Source organism: Tateyamaria omphalii, from assembly GCF_001969365.1.
In the GTDB taxonomy this organism is placed as follows: Bacteria; Pseudomonadota; Alphaproteobacteria; order Rhodobacterales; family Rhodobacteraceae; genus Tateyamaria; species Tateyamaria omphalii_A.
In genome coordinates this window covers 57,475-74,618 of the sequence record NZ_CP019312.1, presented here as the reverse complement: position 1 = coordinate 74,618, position 17,144 = coordinate 57,475, and the positions used below count along the sequence as shown (strand labels likewise).

At 63.6% G+C, this 17,144-nt stretch carries 19 protein-coding genes and 1 tRNA gene; 8 read left to right on the top strand and 12 right to left on the bottom strand.

From position 1 onward, the window contains the following. Positions 1-46: 46 nt before the first annotated feature. The gene (lepA, locus tag BWR18_RS00380; protein ID WP_076626142.1) at positions 47-1,843 is read right to left on the bottom strand and encodes a translation elongation factor 4; all 1,797 of its coding nucleotides are present in this window, start codon (positions 1,841-1,843) and stop codon (positions 47-49) included. A 552-nt stretch (positions 1,844-2,395) separates the two neighbouring features. Between lepA and BWR18_RS00375 the strand changes: the two genes are divergently transcribed. Beyond that, the gene (locus tag BWR18_RS00375) at positions 2,396-3,415 is read left to right on the top strand and encodes a Hint domain-containing protein (RefSeq protein ID WP_076626141.1); all 1,020 of its coding nucleotides are present in this window, start codon (positions 2,396-2,398) and stop codon (positions 3,413-3,415) included. Between the two features lie 370 nt (positions 3,416-3,785). Here the strand turns inward: BWR18_RS00375 and BWR18_RS22240 are convergent, their stop codons facing one another. Beyond that, complete coding sequence (locus tag BWR18_RS22240; RefSeq protein ID WP_302622825.1) at positions 3,786-3,911, bottom strand: hypothetical protein; 126 nt, start codon at positions 3,909-3,911, stop codon at positions 3,786-3,788. Between the two features lie 211 nt (positions 3,912-4,122). On the opposite strand from BWR18_RS22240, the gene BWR18_RS00370 reads away from it, so the two are divergent. Continuing rightward, on the top strand, positions 4,123-4,482 hold the full coding sequence (locus tag BWR18_RS00370; RefSeq protein WP_076626140.1) for a hypothetical protein: 360 nt from the start codon (positions 4,123-4,125) through the stop codon (positions 4,480-4,482). Position 4,483: 1 nt separating this feature from the next. On the opposite strand, the gene BWR18_RS00365 is transcribed toward BWR18_RS00370, so the two are convergent. From BWR18_RS00365 to BWR18_RS21500, 9 genes are all read right to left on the bottom strand, one after another. After that, on the bottom strand, positions 4,484-5,065 hold the full coding sequence (locus tag BWR18_RS00365; protein WP_076626139.1) for a GNAT family N-acetyltransferase: 582 nt from the start codon (positions 5,063-5,065) through the stop codon (positions 4,484-4,486). Then, positions 5,062-5,454, bottom strand: coding sequence for a ketosteroid isomerase-related protein (locus tag BWR18_RS00360; protein WP_076626138.1), 393 nt, complete (start codon positions 5,452-5,454; stop codon positions 5,062-5,064). The genes BWR18_RS00365 and BWR18_RS00360 overlap by 4 nt, the downstream gene beginning before the upstream one ends. Beyond that, positions 5,454-5,915 (bottom strand): arsenate-mycothiol transferase ArsC, encoded by a 462-nt coding sequence (locus BWR18_RS00355; RefSeq protein WP_076626137.1) that lies wholly within the window; start codon positions 5,913-5,915, stop codon positions 5,454-5,456. Before BWR18_RS00355 ends, BWR18_RS00360 begins: the two co-directional genes overlap by 1 nt. Continuing rightward, positions 5,916-6,395 carry a UPF0262 family protein gene (locus BWR18_RS00350; RefSeq protein WP_076626136.1) on the bottom strand — a complete coding sequence of 160 codons (480 nt, stop codon included), beginning with the start codon at positions 6,393-6,395 and terminating at the stop codon, positions 5,916-5,918. A gap of 150 nt (positions 6,396-6,545) precedes the next feature. Continuing rightward, positions 6,546-7,847: a histidinol dehydrogenase gene (gene hisD, locus BWR18_RS00345; RefSeq protein WP_076626135.1), complete on the bottom strand. Its 1,302-nt coding sequence runs from the start codon at positions 7,845-7,847 to the stop codon at positions 6,546-6,548. A 114-nt stretch (positions 7,848-7,961) separates the two neighbouring features. Continuing rightward, positions 7,962-8,462, bottom strand: coding sequence for a GNAT family N-acetyltransferase (locus tag BWR18_RS00340; RefSeq protein ID WP_076626134.1), 501 nt, complete (start codon positions 8,460-8,462; stop codon positions 7,962-7,964). Next, positions 8,455-8,922, bottom strand: coding sequence for a DUF2948 family protein (locus tag BWR18_RS00335; RefSeq protein WP_076626133.1), 468 nt, complete (start codon positions 8,920-8,922; stop codon positions 8,455-8,457). Before BWR18_RS00335 ends, BWR18_RS00340 begins: the two co-directional genes overlap by 8 nt. Next, positions 8,922-10,193: a UDP-N-acetylglucosamine 1-carboxyvinyltransferase gene (gene murA / locus BWR18_RS00330; RefSeq protein WP_076626132.1), complete on the bottom strand. Its 1,272-nt coding sequence runs from the start codon at positions 10,191-10,193 to the stop codon at positions 8,922-8,924. Before murA ends, BWR18_RS00335 begins: the two co-directional genes overlap by 1 nt. Further along, the gene (locus BWR18_RS21500) at positions 10,186-10,335 is read right to left on the bottom strand and encodes a hypothetical protein (RefSeq protein ID WP_157598608.1); all 150 of its coding nucleotides are present in this window, start codon (positions 10,333-10,335) and stop codon (positions 10,186-10,188) included. Before BWR18_RS21500 ends, murA begins: the two co-directional genes overlap by 8 nt. Positions 10,336-10,419: 84 nt before the next feature. On the opposite strand from BWR18_RS21500, the gene BWR18_RS00325 reads away from it, so the two are divergent. The 6 genes from BWR18_RS00325 (at position 10,420) to BWR18_RS00300 (ending at position 15,855) form a co-directional block, all read left to right on the top strand. Next, positions 10,420-10,494 (top strand) — tRNA-Thr (locus BWR18_RS00325). Positions 10,495-11,191: 697 nt separating this feature from the next. Next, a complete protein-coding gene (phnC, locus tag BWR18_RS00320) occupies positions 11,192-12,013 on the top strand; it encodes a phosphonate ABC transporter ATP-binding protein (RefSeq protein WP_076626131.1) in 822 nt (273 codons plus the stop codon). A 56-nt stretch (positions 12,014-12,069) separates the two neighbouring features. Then, positions 12,070-12,981: a phosphonate ABC transporter substrate-binding protein gene (phnD, locus tag BWR18_RS00315; RefSeq protein WP_076626130.1), complete on the top strand. Its 912-nt coding sequence runs from the start codon at positions 12,070-12,072 to the stop codon at positions 12,979-12,981. A 64-nt stretch (positions 12,982-13,045) separates the two neighbouring features. Beyond that, positions 13,046-13,924 carry a phosphonate ABC transporter, permease protein PhnE gene (gene phnE, locus BWR18_RS00310; protein ID WP_076626129.1) on the top strand — a complete coding sequence of 293 codons (879 nt, stop codon included), beginning with the start codon at positions 13,046-13,048 and terminating at the stop codon, positions 13,922-13,924. After that, entirely contained in the window at positions 13,924-15,243 is a 1,320-nt protein-coding gene (gene phnE / locus BWR18_RS00305; RefSeq protein ID WP_076626128.1) for a phosphonate ABC transporter, permease protein PhnE, read from the top strand. The genes phnE (BWR18_RS00310) and phnE (BWR18_RS00305) overlap by 1 nt, the downstream gene beginning before the upstream one ends. Continuing rightward, on the top strand, positions 15,244-15,855 hold the full coding sequence (locus BWR18_RS00300; protein WP_076626127.1) for a chloramphenicol acetyltransferase: 612 nt from the start codon (positions 15,244-15,246) through the stop codon (positions 15,853-15,855). It begins immediately after the preceding gene. 59 nt (positions 15,856-15,914) lie between these two features. Here the strand turns inward: BWR18_RS00300 and BWR18_RS00295 are convergent, their stop codons facing one another. Then, complete coding sequence (locus BWR18_RS00295) at positions 15,915-17,096, bottom strand: alpha-D-ribose 1-methylphosphonate 5-triphosphate diphosphatase (protein ID WP_076626126.1); 1,182 nt, start codon at positions 17,094-17,096, stop codon at positions 15,915-15,917. Positions 17,097-17,144: the final 48 nt, after the last annotated feature.

Genomic DNA, 17,144 nt, shown 5'->3' with positions numbered 1-17,144 from the left:
ATACGACTTTCGCGCACTGCTTTCATTTGCGCCCGATATGGACGGCTTAGCCGTCCATCTTGAGGGCGGAAATGAAAGCTTCTTGCGGAATATCCACCTTCCCGAACTGACGCATCTTCTTCTTCCCGGCCTTCTGCTTGTCCAGCAGCTTGCGCTTCCGCGTCGCATCCCCGCCGTAGCATTTCGCCGTCACGTCCTTGCGCATCGCGGACAGCGTCTCGCGCGCGATGACCTTGCCGCCGATCGCCGCCTGGATCGGGATTTTGAACATGTGGCGGGGGATCAGGTCCTTGAGCTTCTCCACCATCGCGCGCCCGCGCATCTCAGCCCGGTCGCGGTGAACCATGATCGACAGGGCGTCCACCGGCTCGTCATTCACGAGGATCGACATTTTGACCAGGTTGTCCTCGCGGTAGCCCGTCAGTTGGTAGTCGAAGCTGGCGTAACCTTTCGTTACCGACTTGAGCCTATCGTAAAAGTCGAACACCACCTCGTTCAGCGGCAGGTCGTAGACGACCATGGCGCGGGTGCCGGCGTAGGTCAGATCCTCTTGTATCCCGCGGCGGTCCTGGCACAGCTTGAGCACGTCGCCGAGGTAGTCGTCAGGGACGAGGATCGTGGCCTTGATCCGCGGTTCTTCCATGTGGTCCACGACCGACAGGTCGGGCATGTCGGCGGGGTTGTGCAGTTCGGTCATCGTGCCGTCCTTCATATGGACGTGGTAGATGACCGACGGGGCCGTGGTGATCAGTTCGATGCCGTACTCGCGTTCGATCCGGTCGCGGATCACTTCGAGGTGGAGCAGGCCGAGGAAACCGCATCGGAAGCCGAAGCCGAGGGCGGCGGAGGTTTCCATCTCAAAAGAGAACGAGGCGTCGTTGAGGGCCAGCTTGTCGATGGCGTCGCGGAGGTCTTCGAATTCGGCACTGTCCACGGGGAAAAGACCACAGAAAACAACCGGTTGCGCGGGCTTGAAGCCAGGGAGCGGTTCGACCTCTTTGCGTTCGTGGGTGATCGTGTCGCCGACGCGGGTGTCGCGGACCTGTTTGATGGAGGCGGTGAGGAAGCCGATCTCGCCGGGACCGAGGCTGTCGACCATTTCCATCTGCGGCCGGAAGACGCCGACACGGTCCACGTGGTGGACGGTATCATTCGATAAGAACTTGATTTTCTGGCCTTTTTTCAGCCGCCCGTCGATGACGCGGATCAGGACGATGACGCCGAGATAGCTGTCGTACCAGCTGTCGACCAGCATGGCCTTGAGGTCGGCGTCGGGGTTCCCCTTGGGTGCGGGCAGCAGGGTGACGATGGCTTCGAGCGTCTCAGTGATCCCCTCGCCCGTCTTGGCGGACACTGCGATGGCGCCCGAGGCGTCGATGCCGATCACATCCTCGACCTGTTCGGCGACGCGGTCGATGTCCGATGCAGGCAGGTCGATCTTGTTGAACACGGGGACGATTTCGTGGTCGGCGTCGATGGCCTGATAGACGTTGGCCAGCGTCTGCGCCTCGACCCCCTGCGTTGAATCCACCACCAGAAGCGAGCCTTCGACGGCGCGCATGGACCGGCTGACCTCGTAGGCGAAGTCGACGTGGCCGGGTGTATCTATCAGATTCAAAACGTATTTTTCGCCGTTCTGCGCGGTGTAGTCGATGCGGACGGTGTTGGCCTTGATCGTGATCCCCCGCTCGCGTTCGATATCCATACTGTCGAGAAGCTGTTCCTTCATGTCCCGGTCGGCCACGGTGTTGGTGGACTGGATCAGCCGGTCGGCGAGGGTCGATTTCCCGTGGTCGATATGGGCGACGATGGAGAAATTGCGGATATGTGAAAGCGGTGTCATGGACCGGATATGTCCCGGAATAGGGGGCTGGTCAATGGCCCTGGATGCCGCGGCGCGCAACGGATCATGGGGTGTTGCAGCGCGGGATGGTGAATCGTGGGTTAACGCCTTTGTTTTATGGAAAATCGGTATGCACAGGGCGTGCACAGCCCGTGCACCATCCGTACACCGATTGTGCACGGGAGACCGGGTTAACGGTGCGTGCGGTGGGGTTTGTTAAAAAGCGGTTAATCGAAGCGTACCTGACCTGATGCAAGCGTTCACCCACCTCGGCAGCGGGTTTCATCAGACAGGCGGCGGGGTCCTTGGGGCATCACGTTGCGTGATTGGCACCGGCGATGATCGAGCGCTTGCGGACACGCGGGACGAGGCGCCGTCGTCAGAACTTGCAAGGGTTTTGCCGTGCGCCGCTTACATATCGCGCCACCCGTGAACAGGACTGTTGCGGGACACAATCACGCCACAAAAATTTCACGGCACATCACGGGTTTGGCCTTTTAATACCACCATAACCGTCTACTGGTGCGCCAAAGGTGTTGGGACAATTGCAGCATGCCTGACTATGATATCTATGTTCTGGACAAGTCGGACGTCACAGTGGTGGGCGGCCAGCTTGACGGCGTGGATCAAGGCAGTGGCGTGCATTTGCAGGGATTGCAGCTGACGCTGGATTCCAACGGCTGGCAGCCGATTTCAGTCAGGGACAATGACGACAATTTCGAGGACAGCGATAGCTCGCAACGGCTGGACGGCGCGCAGGACGTAAATGGCACCATCTACGCCGACAACACGGTGGTCGAGGCCGAGTATTCCTTTGTCGTCACGGACGGTACATCGTCCTGGACGCTGGTTGCGTTCAACGTAAACAACTCGTCGCCTGCCTACGGCACCATCGAGGGGCTCGCGTTTATCGGTGGTCCGGGTGGGTTCCCGCCTGTGGGGGTCCAACTGACCGTCACCAGCACGCAAGAAGGTCCGTCGTTTGCGGCCAGTGACTATGCGACACCGATCTGCCTGGCCAGTGGCACGCGGGTCGACACCCCGGATGGCCCACGGCCCATCGAGGAGCTTGAGGTCGGCGACCTGGTTACAACAGCGTCCGGCATTGCCATGCCAATCCGCTGGCACGGCGCGCGCGCGGCCGTGCGCCGGGGCGCGTTTGCATCAGTGGTGTTTGCACCCGGTGCGTTGGGCAACACGGTCCCGCTGGAAACATCGCAACAGCATCGGATTCAATTGTCAGGTTGGAAAGCCGAGCTTTTGTTCGGCGCACCGGACGTTCTGGCAGCTGCCGTTCACCTGGTGAACGACCATGACATCCGTCTGCGCAGCGGCGGAATTGTGACCTATCATCACCTGCTTCTCGACACCCATCAGCTTATCCGTGCAGAGGGCGTGTGGACCGAAACACTGTTTCCGGGCCCAGGCGCGCTGAGCAGCTTGCCCAAGACAGCCCAGCACGAGTTGATGACCCTATTTCCCGAGCTTGACACCCCCGACGGCGCAAACCGCTACGATCAAACCGTTCTGCCCGTTCTGAAAGCGCACGAGGCGCGGTCGTGGATTTTGTGAACAGGCATTGATGGCTGCGGGTTGGCTTATGACTTATGACCTGTGAACGGGTGACTTTATGCCTGCCGGGTGGATGTTCCATCCGAGCGTTGCGCCTGTATCGACCCATTGCCAGTCCGGGCGCGGCCTGACCTCTCTCGGCAAAATCGCCTGCCCGACAGTGGATTGCACCCCTCTCGCGCATCCTGCGGCCTTGATCCCGCGCTCGGGTGCGCGGGAAAACGGTTGGATCGCATTAATAGAAAGATAGCGGGCCGAAGCCCGCCCTACGGCCACATCCGCCGCGCGGGTCAGCGTTTCGGCGTTGATTGACAGCGTTGCGGTGCGCAGTGAATGCGCACCCTACGGCCTGAGCGTTGGGGCGCGGCCCTTAAATCGCCCGGTCCACTGCATCCGCCGCACGGGTGATGTCGCGGCCAAAACCCTTGGCCGTTTCGCAGGCGGCAAGCGCTGTGGCGGCGACGATGGCCAACAGGATCAGGCGGGTGCGGGTCATGTCTGCTCTCCGGTTCTTTTGCCCTTCACATAACCAGACGGGTGAGTTCGGTCAAATCAAGGGCGCGTGCGTCGGCGGGGTTTTTCCGTAAAAAGCCGTGGACCCAGCCTGGCCATGCCACGCGGGTGTGAATTGCCCTTGCAATCCGCTTGCGGCATAGTTTGATCCATCCAGAGCGGGACAACCCGCCAAAGCAGACACGAGCAGAACCATGAGATTCTCGATCACGATCCTGGCGGGTGCCGCCATGTTGGGCCTGAGCGCATGTGGCGGCGGCTCTTCCTATTCCAGCACGCGCGCCGTGCCGGGCAATGCCGTCCTGTTTGCCACTGGCCCGATCTATGCCGCCTGCCGCAGCGGGGGACGGAGCCAGGCCAGCCGCGCGCGATGCGGCTGTGTGCAGGCCGTGGCCAACCAGTCCTTGCGCGGGGATGAGCAGCGCCGGGGTGCCGGGTTCTTCAGCAATCCGCAGCAGGCCCAGGAGGTGCGCCAGTCCGACAGGCCCACGGACGAGCGGTTCTGGACCCGCTGGAAGGCCTATGGCGACAGTGCCGCGCGGCAGTGCACCTGACCTACAGGTCCTTGATCCAGAACTGCAGGGGCTTGTCCGTCTCGACCGGCTGATCGACGTCTTTCCAGGGGAAATGGGCGATCACGCCGGGCATCCGGGTGTAGCCGCGCCCTTCCCAGAACGGCTCGAGCGAGCGGTAGGCGGCGGGTTTCAGCGGGTGGTCCGGGGGGCGCACCACCGAGGCAAAGCACATCTGACGGTAGCCTTTGGCCAGCGCATGGCCCTCGCGCACATCAAAGAAGGCGTGCCCGTAGCCCTGTCCCCGGAACCGGGGCAGGAGGACGCTTTCGCCGCAGTAAAAGCAGGTGTCGATGTTGATGGTGGTCCCGGCGAACGCCTCGAAGAACGCGTCCGCATGTTCCGTGAGCGGGGCCGCCGTCGCTGCGCCCACCATCCAGTCGCCATCGTACAGGGCCACGACCACGGCCCGGTTGCTTTGTTCATAGACCTCGAGGTAGCGGCGTTCGTAGGTGAAGTCGCCCTCGTAGAGATAGGGCCAGTCCCGGAACACGGCCAGCCGCAGCCGGGCCACATCATCAAGCGCGTCGGCGATGTCGGGCCCGGTGAGCGTTTTGACCCTCATGCCCCGACCTGTCGGATCCAGTCGGCGAGATTGTAGTAGGTGGTGACGCGGGCGATCTGGCCTGCGCGCAGGTCAAAGAACGACCCGGCAGGCAGGCGGTAGATCTGGCCCTTTGCCGCGGGCAGGCCGGCGTCGGTGTGCAGATAGGTGCCGTTGACGATGTACTCCGCCGCCGCCCGCGTGCCGTCGGGGGTGGCGAAGACAACCATGTCCGTCAACTGTTCGGCGTAGCAGCGGCTCATGTGCTGGCAGAAGTCGCGGAACAGTCCCTTGCCGGTGCGCACCTGCCCTTCGTTCACGTGATGGGCGATGTCGTCGGTCAGGCAGTCGAGCATGGCGTCGATGTCGCCTGTGTTGAACGCGTCGAAATAGCGGTGCACCACGTCCATCAGGTATCCTCCCTTGCGCCGCCCCACCGGTCGGTGAGCCGCTTTATAATCTGGTCACGCGCCGCACGGTAGCTTTCCAGCTTGGCCTCGCGCGTTTCGCCCAGGCCTGTGGGGTCGAGGATGGGCCAGTATTCGACCTCGAGGTGAAAATAGCGCGTCAACTCGAGCGCGCGGCGCTGGCTGGCCGGGCTGAGCGCCACCACGAGATCAAAGGAACTGAGGTCGTCGCCCCACTCCTCCATCTCGTCAAAGCTGCGCGAGCGGTGGCGGCTCAGCTCGACACCCAGTTCCTGGCAGACCGCGATGGAAAAGCCGTCGATCTCCATGTCGTTCTTGACGCCCACGGACTGGACATAGGTGCCCGTGCCGTAGAATTTCTTCATGATGCCCTCGGCCATGGGAGAGCGGACCGCGTTGTGGTCGCAGCAAAACAGGATGGATTGCGGCAGGGTTTCGGTCATCTATCCGCCGAAATGCAGCACGCAGATCAGGGTAAAGAGGCGGCGGGCGGTGTCGGTGTCGACCTCGGCCTTGCCCTCGAGCCGCTCCTGCAGCACCCGGCTGCCCTCGTTGTGGATGCCGCGGCGGGCCATGTCGATGGTCTCGATCTGGCTGGGGGGCAGCTTCTTGACCGCCTCGAAATAGCTTTCGCAGATCTGGAAGTAATCCTTCACGACCTGACGGAAGGGGCCAAGGGACAGGTGGAACTCCGCGGCGCGCTCATCGGCTTCGGTCAGCACATCGAACACAAGGCGCTTGTCGCGGATCGACAGGCCCACATGGTAGGGGCCTGCGGGCACGTCCCGGCCGTCGCGGCCCGGCAGGACAAAGGTGTTGTCCTCCAACAGGTCGAACATGGCCACCTTGCGCTCCTGCTCGATCTCGGGCGTGGGGGGCGGCAGGTTGGCATCATCGAGGGTAATGCGGGCAATACGGGTCATCGCACCGGGCCTTTGGCAAACGAAACAATCTTTCGCAATGCTTAGGGTCTGGGCGCGGGCAACACAATGGCACAGGCTTCATTTCCCAAGCGCCAATATGCCCCTTCTTCTGGCTGAAAATACTTCGGGGTCTGGGGCAGAGCCCCAGTCCTAACCGTTCAACTTGCGCAGACGGGCCGTGACCGAGAGCCCATGCGCCTCAAGGCTCTCGGACGCCGCCAGCCGCGCGGCCCCCGGACCGATGGCGCGCAGGGCATCGGGCGTCATCTGCGCCAACGTCGTGCGCTTGACGAAATCCATCACCGACAGGCCGGAGGAGAAGCGCGCCGAACGGGCGGTGGGCAACACGTGGTTAGGGCCACCGATATAGTCGCCGATGGCCTCGGGCGTCCACTGGCCGAGGAAGATGGCGCCGGCATGGGTGATCTTGTCCGACAAGGCGACCGGGTCAGCCACGCACAGCTCGAGATGTTCGGGGGCGATGCGGTCAGACAGGGCGACAGCGGTGTCGAGGTCTGGCACGGTGAGGATCGCGCCAAAATCGCGCCAGCTCGCGCCTGCAATCGCGCGACGCTCAAGCGTTTCGAGCCGGGTGTTCACGGCGTCCGCCACGGCGCGGCCAAAATCTGCATCGGTCGTGATCAAAAGCGATTGCGCGCTTTCGTCGTGTTCGGCCTGGCTGAGCAGATCAAGGGCGATCCAGTCGGGATCATTGTCGCCATCTGCGATGACAAGAATCTCCGACGGACCCGCGATCATGTCGATGCCGACCTTGCCGAAGACGCGCCGCTTGGCGGCGGCGACAAAGGCGTTTCCGGGGCCGGTGATCTTGTCCACCGGCGCGATGGTGTCGGTGCCATAGGCAAGGGCCGCGACGGCTTGCGCGCCGCCGATGCGGTAGATCTCGTCCACGCCCGCAAGCTGGGCCGCGAGCAGCACGAGCGGGTTGATCACGCCGTCTGGCGTCGGCACGGTGATGGCGAGCCGCCCGACGCCTGCGACCTTGGCCGGGATCGCGTTCATCAGAACCGAGGACGGGTAGCTGGCCAGCCCGCCCGGCACGTAAAGCCCCGCCGCCGACACCGGCGTCCAGCGCCAGCCGAGCGTGGCGCCTGCCGCGTCTGTCCATTGGGCGTCTTCGGGCATCTGCCGGGCGTGGTAGGCGCGGATGCGGTCCGCGGCCAGTTCCAGGGCGGCGCGGTCTTCGGCGCTAACTTCTTCGATGGCCTGCGCCACCTCATCGGCGCTGATGCGCAAGGTGTCCGGCGTCAGGGTGATCCGGTCGAATTTTTGCGTCAACGCGATCACCGCCGCGTCACCGCGCGCGCGCACATCCGCGATGATATCGGCCACGGTGGCGTCCACATCCGGGCTGTCCTCGCGCTTGGCAGTGAGCAGCGCGGTGAAGCGCGTTTCAAAATCGGGATCCGCGTGGTCGAGAAACTGGGGCATGCGCGTCCTTTCCGGGTTCCCGGGGGGACATAGCGGGGGCATTGGGCAGGCTCAAGGGCGGGCGGCCAATCGTAAGGCGCACGTGCCCGTGCGCCCGGCGGATCGGGATCCGCCTTACGACAGGTCGCGCAGCAGGATCAGGTCGGTTTCGGCCACGCCGTCGCTGAGGGTTGCGTTGGGGATGCGCCCGACTTCGACAAAGCCTGCGCGGGTGTAGAAGGCGATGGCGCGCGCGTTGCTGGCGGCCACGAACAACTCCATCTGGCGGATGCCCAGATCGGCGGCGCTTGCGGCGATGCCGTCAAGCAGCGCCATCGCCGCCCCGCTGCCTTGCGCCCCGGGCTGGACAAAGAACGCGCCCAGTTCCGCCCGGTGTCTGGTTTGCGCCTTTGTCTGGGGGATCAGACTGCCGATGCCCACCAGAGCGGAGCCGACGAACACGCCATAGCTGTGGCCCGTCTGAAGTCGCTCCGCGATGGTATCCATCGGCACCGCCGCCGCCTCGTCATGGGTGGTCAGGAAGGCTTGCGGATAGGTCGCCAGCGCTTCGAGCCGGAGCGCGCGCCACTCCGCCGCATCCGCGCCGGTGAGCCGGCGCACGACCGGGTCAGTCATCGTGCGTGGGCACGGATTTCGACGGCGCCTTGTAGGGTCTGGTCACGTCCTTGAGCGTCGCCTCGATCGCCTCGACCGTCAGGCGGATCGCGCCGTCCCCGGCCAGCGTCAGGAGGATGTCGCCGCCGCCGTCCTCGCCCGCCTCGAATGTGACAGACAGGAGCGACAGGATCACGTCCTTGTCCGACCGGTCCACGCCCTGGCTTGCCACCCGCAGGACCGTGTCGAAGGCCAGCACGGATTGCACCCGTTCGGGCGCGTGTCGCGCCGTGCCGGCATCTTCCCACCGGAACCGGTTGAGCAGTAGGCCGAAGCGGTGCGCCTTGCGGTCCCAGGTCATTTCCGTGACCGGAAACACAGCATCCTGCGCCAGCGACGAGATGACCCGTAGGTCGTCCACATCCAGCGCACCAAGGTTCAGGGGCGCCTCGCGCCCGTCTTCAAACCGTGCGTCCTGCATCAGTCCCCCGCGATCCGTTCGATATTGGCGCCCACGCCCGACAGTTTGCGCACGACATGTTCATAGCCGCGATCGAGGTGATAGACCCGCGCGACCTTTGTTTCGCCTTCGGCCGCAAGCCCGGCGAGGATCAGGCTGACGCTCGCCCGCAGGTCCGTCGCCATCACTGGCGCGCCCTTGAGCTTGTCCACGCCCGTGACCGTGGCCGTGCCGCCCTGCACGTCGATGTCGGCGCCCATGCGCACCAGTTCGGGCGCGTGCATGAACCGGTTTTCAAAGATCCTTTCCTCGAGCACCGAGGTCCCTTCGGCGGTGCACAGAAGCGCCATCATCTGCGCCTGCAGGTCCGTCGGGAAGCCGGGAAAGGGTTCGGTTGTCACGTCCACGGCGCGGATGCGCCCGTTCTTGCGCGCGACTTTCAGGCCCTTGTCCGTCTCTTCGACGTTGATCCCTGCCGCGTCCAGCTTTTCACAGAAGGCGCCCACGAGGTCGATCTTGCCGCCCAAAAGCTCCACCTCGCCGCCGCACATCGCCGGCGCCAGCATATAGGTGCCCAGTTCGATCCGGTCCGTCACCACGCGGTGGGTGGCGCCGTGCAGCCTGTCGACCCCTTCGATGGTGATCGTCGACGTGCCGTCCCCGTCGATCTGCGCGCCCATGGCCCGCAGGCAGGTAGCGAGATCCACAATCTCCGGCTCGCGCGCGGCGTTGTTGATCACTGTCGTGCCCTTGGCGAGCGTTGCGGCCATCATGATGTTTTCGGTGGCGCCCACCGAGGCGAAGGGGAAGTCGATCACAGCCCCTTTGAGCTTGCCGCCGTCCGCCTTGGCGTGGAGGTAGCCGTCGCGCAGGTCGATCTCGGCCCCCATCTTCGTCAGGCCGTCGGTGTGGATGTCCATGGGCCGCGCGCCGATGGCGCAACCGCCGGGCAGCGACACTTCGGCGTGCCCCTCGCGGGCCAGAAGTGGGCCGAGCACAAGGTTGGACGCCCGCATCTTGCGCACGATGTCATATTCCGCGCGGGTGTTGATATCGCCATGGGTGGACATGGCCAGCACCTTGCCGTCCTGCAGCGAGGTGACCTCGGCCCCCAGAGACACGAGCAGTTGGGTCATCGTCTTGATGTCGCTGAGCCGCGGCGCGTTGGTCAGTGTCAGCGGCTCGTCACTGAGCAATGTGGCGGGCATCAGCGTCAGGCAGGCGTTCTTGGCCCCCGCGATGGGGATCTGCCCGTTGAGGGCGCCGCCGCCCTTGACCAAAATGCTATCCATTGTCCTGCTCCTGCTTTTTGCCTGCCTCTGCCCGCGCCCGTGCCTGCGCCTTGCGCTTGGCCATGTTGGCCTTGAGCGCCTGTTTGAGCCGCGCGTCGCGGTCATCCTGCGCCTTGGGCTTGGGAGGGGATTTATCTGCCATGCCGCTTCTGTACCGCAGGGGGCATTTGGCGTCCAGAATGGGCTTGCATGGGTGTGCATTTGGGTCTATCCCGCCGCGCACGATGCTGCTGTAGCTCAGAGGTAGAGCACTCCCTTGGTAAGGGAGAGGTCGAGAGTTCAATTCTCTCCAGCAGCACCACGGTTCCTCTGCCCGATGACATGCTTGCCCAGATTGGCCAATGCCAGGTCTCGACTTACGCGCATCCCCTTCGGGCTGCGCTGAGTGCAGGGGTCCTCTCGTGCATCGACTGCGTCGATACCCTGCCGGACCGACGCGCGCCGCTTTGCGGCACGCTGGTTCAATTCTCTCCAGCAGCACCACGGTTCCTCTGCCCGATGACATGCTTGCCCAGATTGGCCAATGCCTGCTCGCGACTCATGCGCATTGGCTGGCGCAGCCACGCTGAGTGCGGGGTCCTCTCGTGCATCGACTGCGTCGATACCCTGTCGGACCGACGCGCGCCGCTTTGCGGCACGCTGGTTCAATTCTCTCCAGCAGCACCATCCCTATCAATTCCCGCACGCAACCGCGCTGTTCTTTCGCCAGTGCACTGTTTCGCAGCGCCACTGCGGGACGCGTCTGGTGACCTCGACGGGCTGCGGCTTTTGTGACCGCAATTTGAGGCAGTCCGCCCTTTCCAAGCAGCAGCCCGCCGATCTTTGCGTCGCTCGAAATGTCGGCCAGTCAGGCCGCGTCCCCCTTGATTTACCCGGCCATACACGCCATGCGGGAGGCGCTGGCCCGCCGCGTGGCGTCGTCACAAAATCTTCGCATAACTGATACATTTCCGAATCCAATCCACCCGATACCCGCCCCGTGCAAGCCGGGGGATGGAATGCTCAGGATCGAAGAACTGACCAAGGCATTTGGCCAGAATGTTGCCGTGGATGCGGCCAGCATTGAGGTGGCCGAACCGCAGATGATCGGCATCATTGGCCGGTCGGGTGCGGGTAAATCGACCCTGCTGCGGATGCTGAACCGGCTGACCGATCACACATCGGGCGCGATCCATTTCGACGGGCAGGAGATCACCGCCCTGAAAGGATCGGCCAAGCGCGCGTGGCAAAGCCAGTGCGCCATGATTTTCCAGCAGTTCAACCTTGTCCCGCGCATGGATGTGGTGTCGAACGTGCTGCACGGAACGCTCAATCGCCGCTCGACGCTAGCGACGCTGTTCAACCTGTATCCGACCGAAGACATCCACCGCGCCATCGACATCCTGGACCGGCTGGGCATTGCCGAACACGCGCCCAAGCGGGCCGAGGCCCTGTCCGGCGGCCAGCAACAGCGCGTGGCCATAGCCCGTGCGCTGATGCAGGACCCCAAGATCATTCTGGCGGACGAGCCCATCGCATCGCTCGACCCGATGAATGCGCAGGTCGTCATGCAGGCCCTGCGCCGCATTCATGAGGAAGATGGCCGCATGGTCATCGCCAACCTGCACACCCTAGATACCGCCCGTCGCTATTGCGACCGGGTCATCGGAATGCGCGCCGGGCGCATCGTGTTCGACGCGACACCCGACAAGCTGACAACAGACATGGCCCGCGAGATTTATGGCGCGGGCGAAGAGTTTTCCGAAAGCGCCACCTCGACAGAGATCGAGACACTGGACGCCCAGGAAAAAGCCAAGATGGAGGCCGAGGCCTACGTCTGACCTTCACCCTCGATGCGCACCCGCGTCGGGGCTTTTTCGTTCCAACGGAGAGACACATGAAAAAGATCATCGCTGCCGCTTTGGCAACAACCGCGCTGACCACTGCCGCCATGGCGGACGGCCACGCGATCACCGAGTTCCGCATCGGCCTGCTGGGTGGGGAAAACGCCCAGGACCGCCTGAACTCGAACGAGTGCCTGCGCGCCTACACCGAGGAAGCGCTGGGTGTTGAAACCAAGCTGTTCGCCCCTGCCGACTATGCCGGTGTGATCCAGGGCCTGGTGGGCGGCACGCTGGACATGGCGTGGCTGGGTGCGTCGTCCTATGCGGCGACCTATCTGCAAAACCCCGACGCGGTTGAGCCCGTGCTGGTCAAGATCAACCTGGATGGCTCCTACGGCTACCACTCGATCGGCTTTGCCCGCGCCGACAGCGGCATCACCAACCTGGACGAGATGGAAGGCAAGGTGTTCGGCTTTGGCGACCCCAACTCGACCTCCGGCTACCTGATCCCGTCCATTGAGATCCCGCAGGAAGCAGCCGAGATCACCATGGAATCCGGTGACTATTTCGGCGAAGTCAAATTCACCGGCGGCCACGAACAGACCATCGTTGCGGTCAACAACGGCGACATCGACGCCGGCGTGACCTGGGCCGACGGCCAGGGCGCATGGGAAGACGGCTACAACTCCGGCGCGCTGCGCAAGGCTGTGGACGCGGGTCTGATCGACATGAACGACCTGGTTGAGATCTGGAAGTCCAAGCCCATCCCCGAGGGCCCCATCGTTCTGCGCAAGGACCTGCCCGAGGACGTCAAGGCAACCATGATCGCGCTGGTCGACAACATGTTCGACACTGACAAGGACTGCACATACTCCATCTCGGCCGGTGAGAGCCTGGGCTTCGACCCGATCACCCACGAGGCGTATGTGTCCGTGATTGAAGCACGTAAAGCCAAGTCCAACTAATTTAAGAACGCTTCTGCCGGGTCCTCAGCTTCTGGGGGCCCGGTAATTTATTGGGGATATGGGTATGACAGAGACGACCGCAAGCGCGCGCGATCTGGGCGGCATTCACGACCAGTATATGGCGCTGACGCGCCAGAAGCGTCTGTATTCCCTTGTTCTGCTGTTGATTTTCATTGCGCTGATGGTCGCCGGGTTTTCCGTGGCGGGCGGGCGCAATGCCGGGTCGTTCTGGGGCGGCATCGACAATTTCTTTGACTACCCATCCGAGCTGGTGATCGAAGCCAGCGGCAAGCTGGCCGAATTTCCCGGCCATTTCGTGACCTTCTTTCCTGCGCTGGTCGAGACGGTGAACATCGCCGCCGCCGCCACGCTGCTGGGTGCGTTGGCCGCCATTTTCCTGTCCCTGCTGGCGACCCGAGGCATGGCCCGGTTTCCTGTCCTGATCCCCGTCTTTCGCCGCATCATGGACATCAGCCGCGCCATCCCCGAGATCGTGGTAGCGCTGGTTTTGATCTTTATCCTGGGCGGTGGCCCGGTGCCTGCGATGATTGCCATTGCGATCCACACTGCCGGTGCGTTGGGCAAGCTGTTTTCAGAAGTGAACGAGAACGCCGATCTGAAACCCCTCGACGGCCTCGCCTCCGTCGGGGCTACATGGGGCCAGAAGATGGCCTTGGGCGTGGTGCCGCAGGTGGCGCCGAACTGGCTGAGCTATGCGCTCTTGCGGTTCGAGATCAACGTGCGCGCGTCGGCCATCCTGGGCTTCGTCGGGGCCGGTGGCCTGGGTTACGAGCTGAAGAACGCCATCTCCTGGGGCCAGGGCCGCTATGACGAGGCGGCGGCCATCTTTGTTCTCTTGTTCCTGACCATCGTGGTGATCGACCAGACGTCGAGCCACTACCGTGACCGCCTGACCCACGGGTCCAAATCGGAGCGCCGCTGATGACCATGCTGGACACCGCCGACCTGAAAGGGTCCGCCGACCGCGTGATGGCGCGCAAGCGGATGGCTGCATTCGCCCTGCCCGCGCTGGTGCTGGCATATCTGACATACGTGTTCTTTGCCTTCGGCGTGCCGGAGTTGCTGCAAAAGGCGAGCGGGGCCAATGCCCGCGCGCTGGTGGCCGACACCTACAGCCACAAGGTCCACGTCACCCGCGACAACCGGTCGGGCGATGTGCGTGTCGCCATCGAGGGCGAGAACAAGGGCGCCTATCCCGATGGGGAGGCCCCCGATTGGGTCACCTTGGGCGAAGAGACAATCATTGATCTGGGCGACGGCCACATCATCACCTACCTGCCCGACAACAATGGCGTGACCTATGATGTGCCGGGCTATGGCCTGATGACCTTTGAAGTGTCGCGGTCGCAGGGCGTGATCCAGAATTACCCCACGGACGAGATCCCCGATTGGATCAACGCATCGAAGAACCGCGTGGCCGTCACGACCGAGGCCGGGCGCCTGTCGGTCACCCGCAACCGCACCGAAGTGTTCCGCTATTTCGTCGGCTGGGAGCTGTTCTTTTTCACCCTCGACAGCCCCTATCACGGGATGGGCTTTGGCGAGGTTGTTGGCCGCGCGTTCAGCGGTGAGGCAAATGCGATTGCGAGCGACTTCTGGAACAACAACATGTGGCGCCACGGCGATGTGGCCTGGGCGATTTTCGAGACGATCCTGATGGCCTTCCTCGGCACGATGGGGGGTGCGATCCTGGCCTTGCCGCTGGCCTTTTTGGCGGCGCGCAACTTTGCGCCGCTGGTGGCGGTGCGCATGGCGACGCGGCGGCTCTTTGACTTTATCCGCGGGGTCGATGCGCTGATCTGGACGATCATCCTGAGCCGCGCCTTTGGCCTCGGGCCGCTGACCGGCGCGCTGGCGATCCTGATCACGGACACGGGCACCTTCGGCAAGCTGTTTTCCGAAGCGCTGGAGAATGTGGACAAGAAGCAGATCGAGGGCGTGCAGTCGACCGGCGCCAAGCCGATCCAGCGTTACCGCTTCGGGGTGATCCCGCAGATCACGCCGGTACTGATCAGTCAGATCCTGTATTTCCTGGAATCCAACACCCGTTCGGCCACGGTGATCGGGGCCATCACGGGCGGCGGCATTGGCCTCTTGCTGACGCAGGCGATCATCACCCAGAAGGACTGGGAAGAGGTCAGCTATTACATCATGCTGATCATCGTGATGGTGGTGTTCATGGACTGGTTGTCGGGTATGCTGCGGCGCAAGCTGATCAAGGGCGACGAAGGCGGCCACTGAATGCCCAGACTGACCGAAGCGCCGTTTCTGCATGACGATGTGGATGCGGTGAACACAACGCTTGGACCCTATACCGAGATCGGCAAGGGGACGCGGCTGGCGCAAGTCGAGATGGGCGATTACAGCTATTGCGACCGGTTTTGCGATCTGGCCAACGTGACGGTCGGCAAGTTTGCCAACATCGCCAGTTTCGTCCGCATCGGCGCCACGGACCATCCGCTGGAGCGCGCGTCGCTGCACCATTTCATGTACCGGTCCGCAAGTTATTGGGACGATGCCAAGGACGACGCCAGCTGGTTTCAGCACCGCGCGTCCCGCCGCTCCTTTGTGGGGCATGACACGTGGATCGGCCACAATGCCCAGATCAAGCCCGACATCACCATAGGCCACGGCGCGGTTGTCGCGTCAGGCGCCATCGTGACCAAGGATGTCGCGCCCTACACCATCGTGGGCGGTGTGACGGCCACCAAGATCCGCGACCGCTATGCGCCCGGCGTGGCCGACCGGATGATGGCGCTGGCGTGGTGGGACTGGGACCACGCGACCTTGCGCGCGCGGCTGGATGACTTTCGCAGCCTGAGCGCCGAGGCGTTTCTGGACACATACGCGTAAGCCGGGCGGATCAGGATCCGCCTTACCGGGCGCAGTCGTAAGGCGGATCCTGATCCGCCCTATTCGGCGGCCACTGACAAAAGCGTCGGCGTCTCGGTGATCCGGCTGGCAACCTCACCACACAAATGCGTCCAGCGCCCGCCCGTCATTGTCGCTTCGATCTGGCGCGTGTCCGCGTTGATGATGGTCAGGTCGGCACGCTTGCCACTGTCGAGCGTGCCCCGGTCATCCAACCCCATGATGGCGGCAGGTCGGGTCGAGATCATCTCCCACGCCTTGGCCAGCGGCATGAGCCCGTTGTCCGACAGTTTGAACGCCGCCTGGGACAGAGCGGGATAGTAGTAGTCCGACACGAGCGCATCGCACGCGCCCTCGGCAATCAGGACTGCGGCGGAGATGTTACCAGACTGGCTGCCGCCCCGCACCACATTGGGCGCCCCCATCAGGATCGGGTCACCCCAGGTCCGCGCCACGACCGCCGCTTTCATCGAGGTCGGAAACTCGCAGATCTTGGCCCCGATCATCGAGTAGCGTTCGCGGGTGGCGGCATCTTGGTCATCGTGGCTGCCATAGGTGACGCCCATCCGGTCAAAGGCCGCCGCAAGGTTGCACAGATAGCGCGGTACATCCTTGTCCCGTTCGCGCGCGGCATTGACGCGCGCCATGTGTTCGTCTGCCGTGCGCCCGGATTTGCGCGCCCAGTACACGATCTCTTCGGGTTTGGTTTCGGCCAGCGCAACCGCTTCATCCAGGTGGTTGTTGAAGATCACATAGTCGACGCCGTGGTCACGGATGGCCGCGATCAGGCGGTCCTGTTGATCTACGGTATGCGTCTCGCACCGGATCTGGATCCGCAGGTCCGTCTGCATCCGGCGGCGGTAGGCGGCGTGGGCCTTCAGGAAATCCTCGGCATAGTCGGGGCCGCGATGGCCGCCTTCCCAGCTCCAGCTTTGGGCCATCCAGGCGGTGGTCACGCCGTTTGCGGCGGCATCCCGGTCGGTGCCCGTCAGCCCGGTCAGAAAGGGGAATGGTGCGGACGGGCGCGGCGCCATGTGGTGTTCGAACGCGTCCCCGTGCAGGTCAATGATGCCGGGCAGGATCATGTAGCCCGACAGGTCAATCTGGCGTGGCGCCGTGTCAACCAGCCGCCCCTCTGCCACGCTGAGCGGCGCGTCGATCAGCGCCCCGTCGTGCAGGATGCGCGCGCCGGTCAGAGAGAAGGCGGGAAGGGGTCTGGGCATAAGTCGGCTCAATCAAAAAAGGCGGAAAATCGTGATGTTCGCCTGAGA

Excerpts from the sequence above, each read along its gene's own strand:
- BWR18_RS00335 (WP_076626133.1), bottom strand. The coding sequence starts at position 8,922 with ATGCAGGACGCACGGTTTGAAGACGGGCGCGAGGCGCCCCTGAACCTT.
- phnE (WP_076626128.1), top strand. The coding sequence starts at position 13,924 with ATGACCATGCTGGACACCGCCGACCTGAAAGGGTCCGCCGACCGCGTG.
- BWR18_RS00365 (WP_076626139.1), bottom strand. The coding sequence starts at position 5,065 with ATGAGGGTCAAAACGCTCACCGGGCCCGACATCGCCGACGCGCTTGAT.
- murA (WP_076626132.1), bottom strand. The coding sequence starts at position 10,193 with ATGGATAGCATTTTGGTCAAGGGCGGCGGCGCCCTCAACGGGCAGATC.
- lepA (WP_076626142.1), bottom strand. The coding sequence starts at position 1,843 with ATGACACCGCTTTCACATATCCGCAATTTCTCCATCGTCGCCCATATC.
- BWR18_RS00375 (WP_076626141.1), top strand. The coding sequence starts at position 2,396 with ATGCCTGACTATGATATCTATGTTCTGGACAAGTCGGACGTCACAGTG.
- phnE (WP_076626129.1), top strand. The coding sequence starts at position 13,046 with ATGACAGAGACGACCGCAAGCGCGCGCGATCTGGGCGGCATTCACGAC.
- hisD (WP_076626135.1), bottom strand. The coding sequence starts at position 7,847 with ATGCCCCAGTTTCTCGACCACGCGGATCCCGATTTTGAAACGCGCTTC.
- BWR18_RS00300 (WP_076626127.1), top strand. The coding sequence starts at position 15,244 with ATGCCCAGACTGACCGAAGCGCCGTTTCTGCATGACGATGTGGATGCG.
- BWR18_RS00350 (WP_076626136.1), bottom strand. The coding sequence starts at position 6,395 with ATGACCCGTATTGCCCGCATTACCCTCGATGATGCCAACCTGCCGCCC.
- phnC (WP_076626131.1), top strand. The coding sequence starts at position 11,192 with ATGCTCAGGATCGAAGAACTGACCAAGGCATTTGGCCAGAATGTTGCC.
- BWR18_RS00355 (WP_076626137.1), bottom strand. The coding sequence starts at position 5,915 with ATGACCGAAACCCTGCCGCAATCCATCCTGTTTTGCTGCGACCACAAC.
- phnD (WP_076626130.1), top strand. The coding sequence starts at position 12,070 with ATGAAAAAGATCATCGCTGCCGCTTTGGCAACAACCGCGCTGACCACT.
- BWR18_RS00295 (WP_076626126.1), bottom strand. The coding sequence starts at position 17,096 with ATGCCCAGACCCCTTCCCGCCTTCTCTCTGACCGGCGCGCGCATCCTG.
- BWR18_RS00340 (WP_076626134.1), bottom strand. The coding sequence starts at position 8,462 with ATGACTGACCCGGTCGTGCGCCGGCTCACCGGCGCGGATGCGGCGGAG.
- BWR18_RS21500 (WP_157598608.1), bottom strand. The coding sequence starts at position 10,335 with ATGGCAGATAAATCCCCTCCCAAGCCCAAGGCGCAGGATGACCGCGAC.
- BWR18_RS22240 (WP_302622825.1), bottom strand. The coding sequence starts at position 3,911 with ATGACCCGCACCCGCCTGATCCTGTTGGCCATCGTCGCCGCCACAGCG.
- BWR18_RS00370 (WP_076626140.1), top strand. The coding sequence starts at position 4,123 with ATGAGATTCTCGATCACGATCCTGGCGGGTGCCGCCATGTTGGGCCTG.
- BWR18_RS00360 (WP_076626138.1), bottom strand. The coding sequence starts at position 5,454 with ATGGACGTGGTGCACCGCTATTTCGACGCGTTCAACACAGGCGACATC.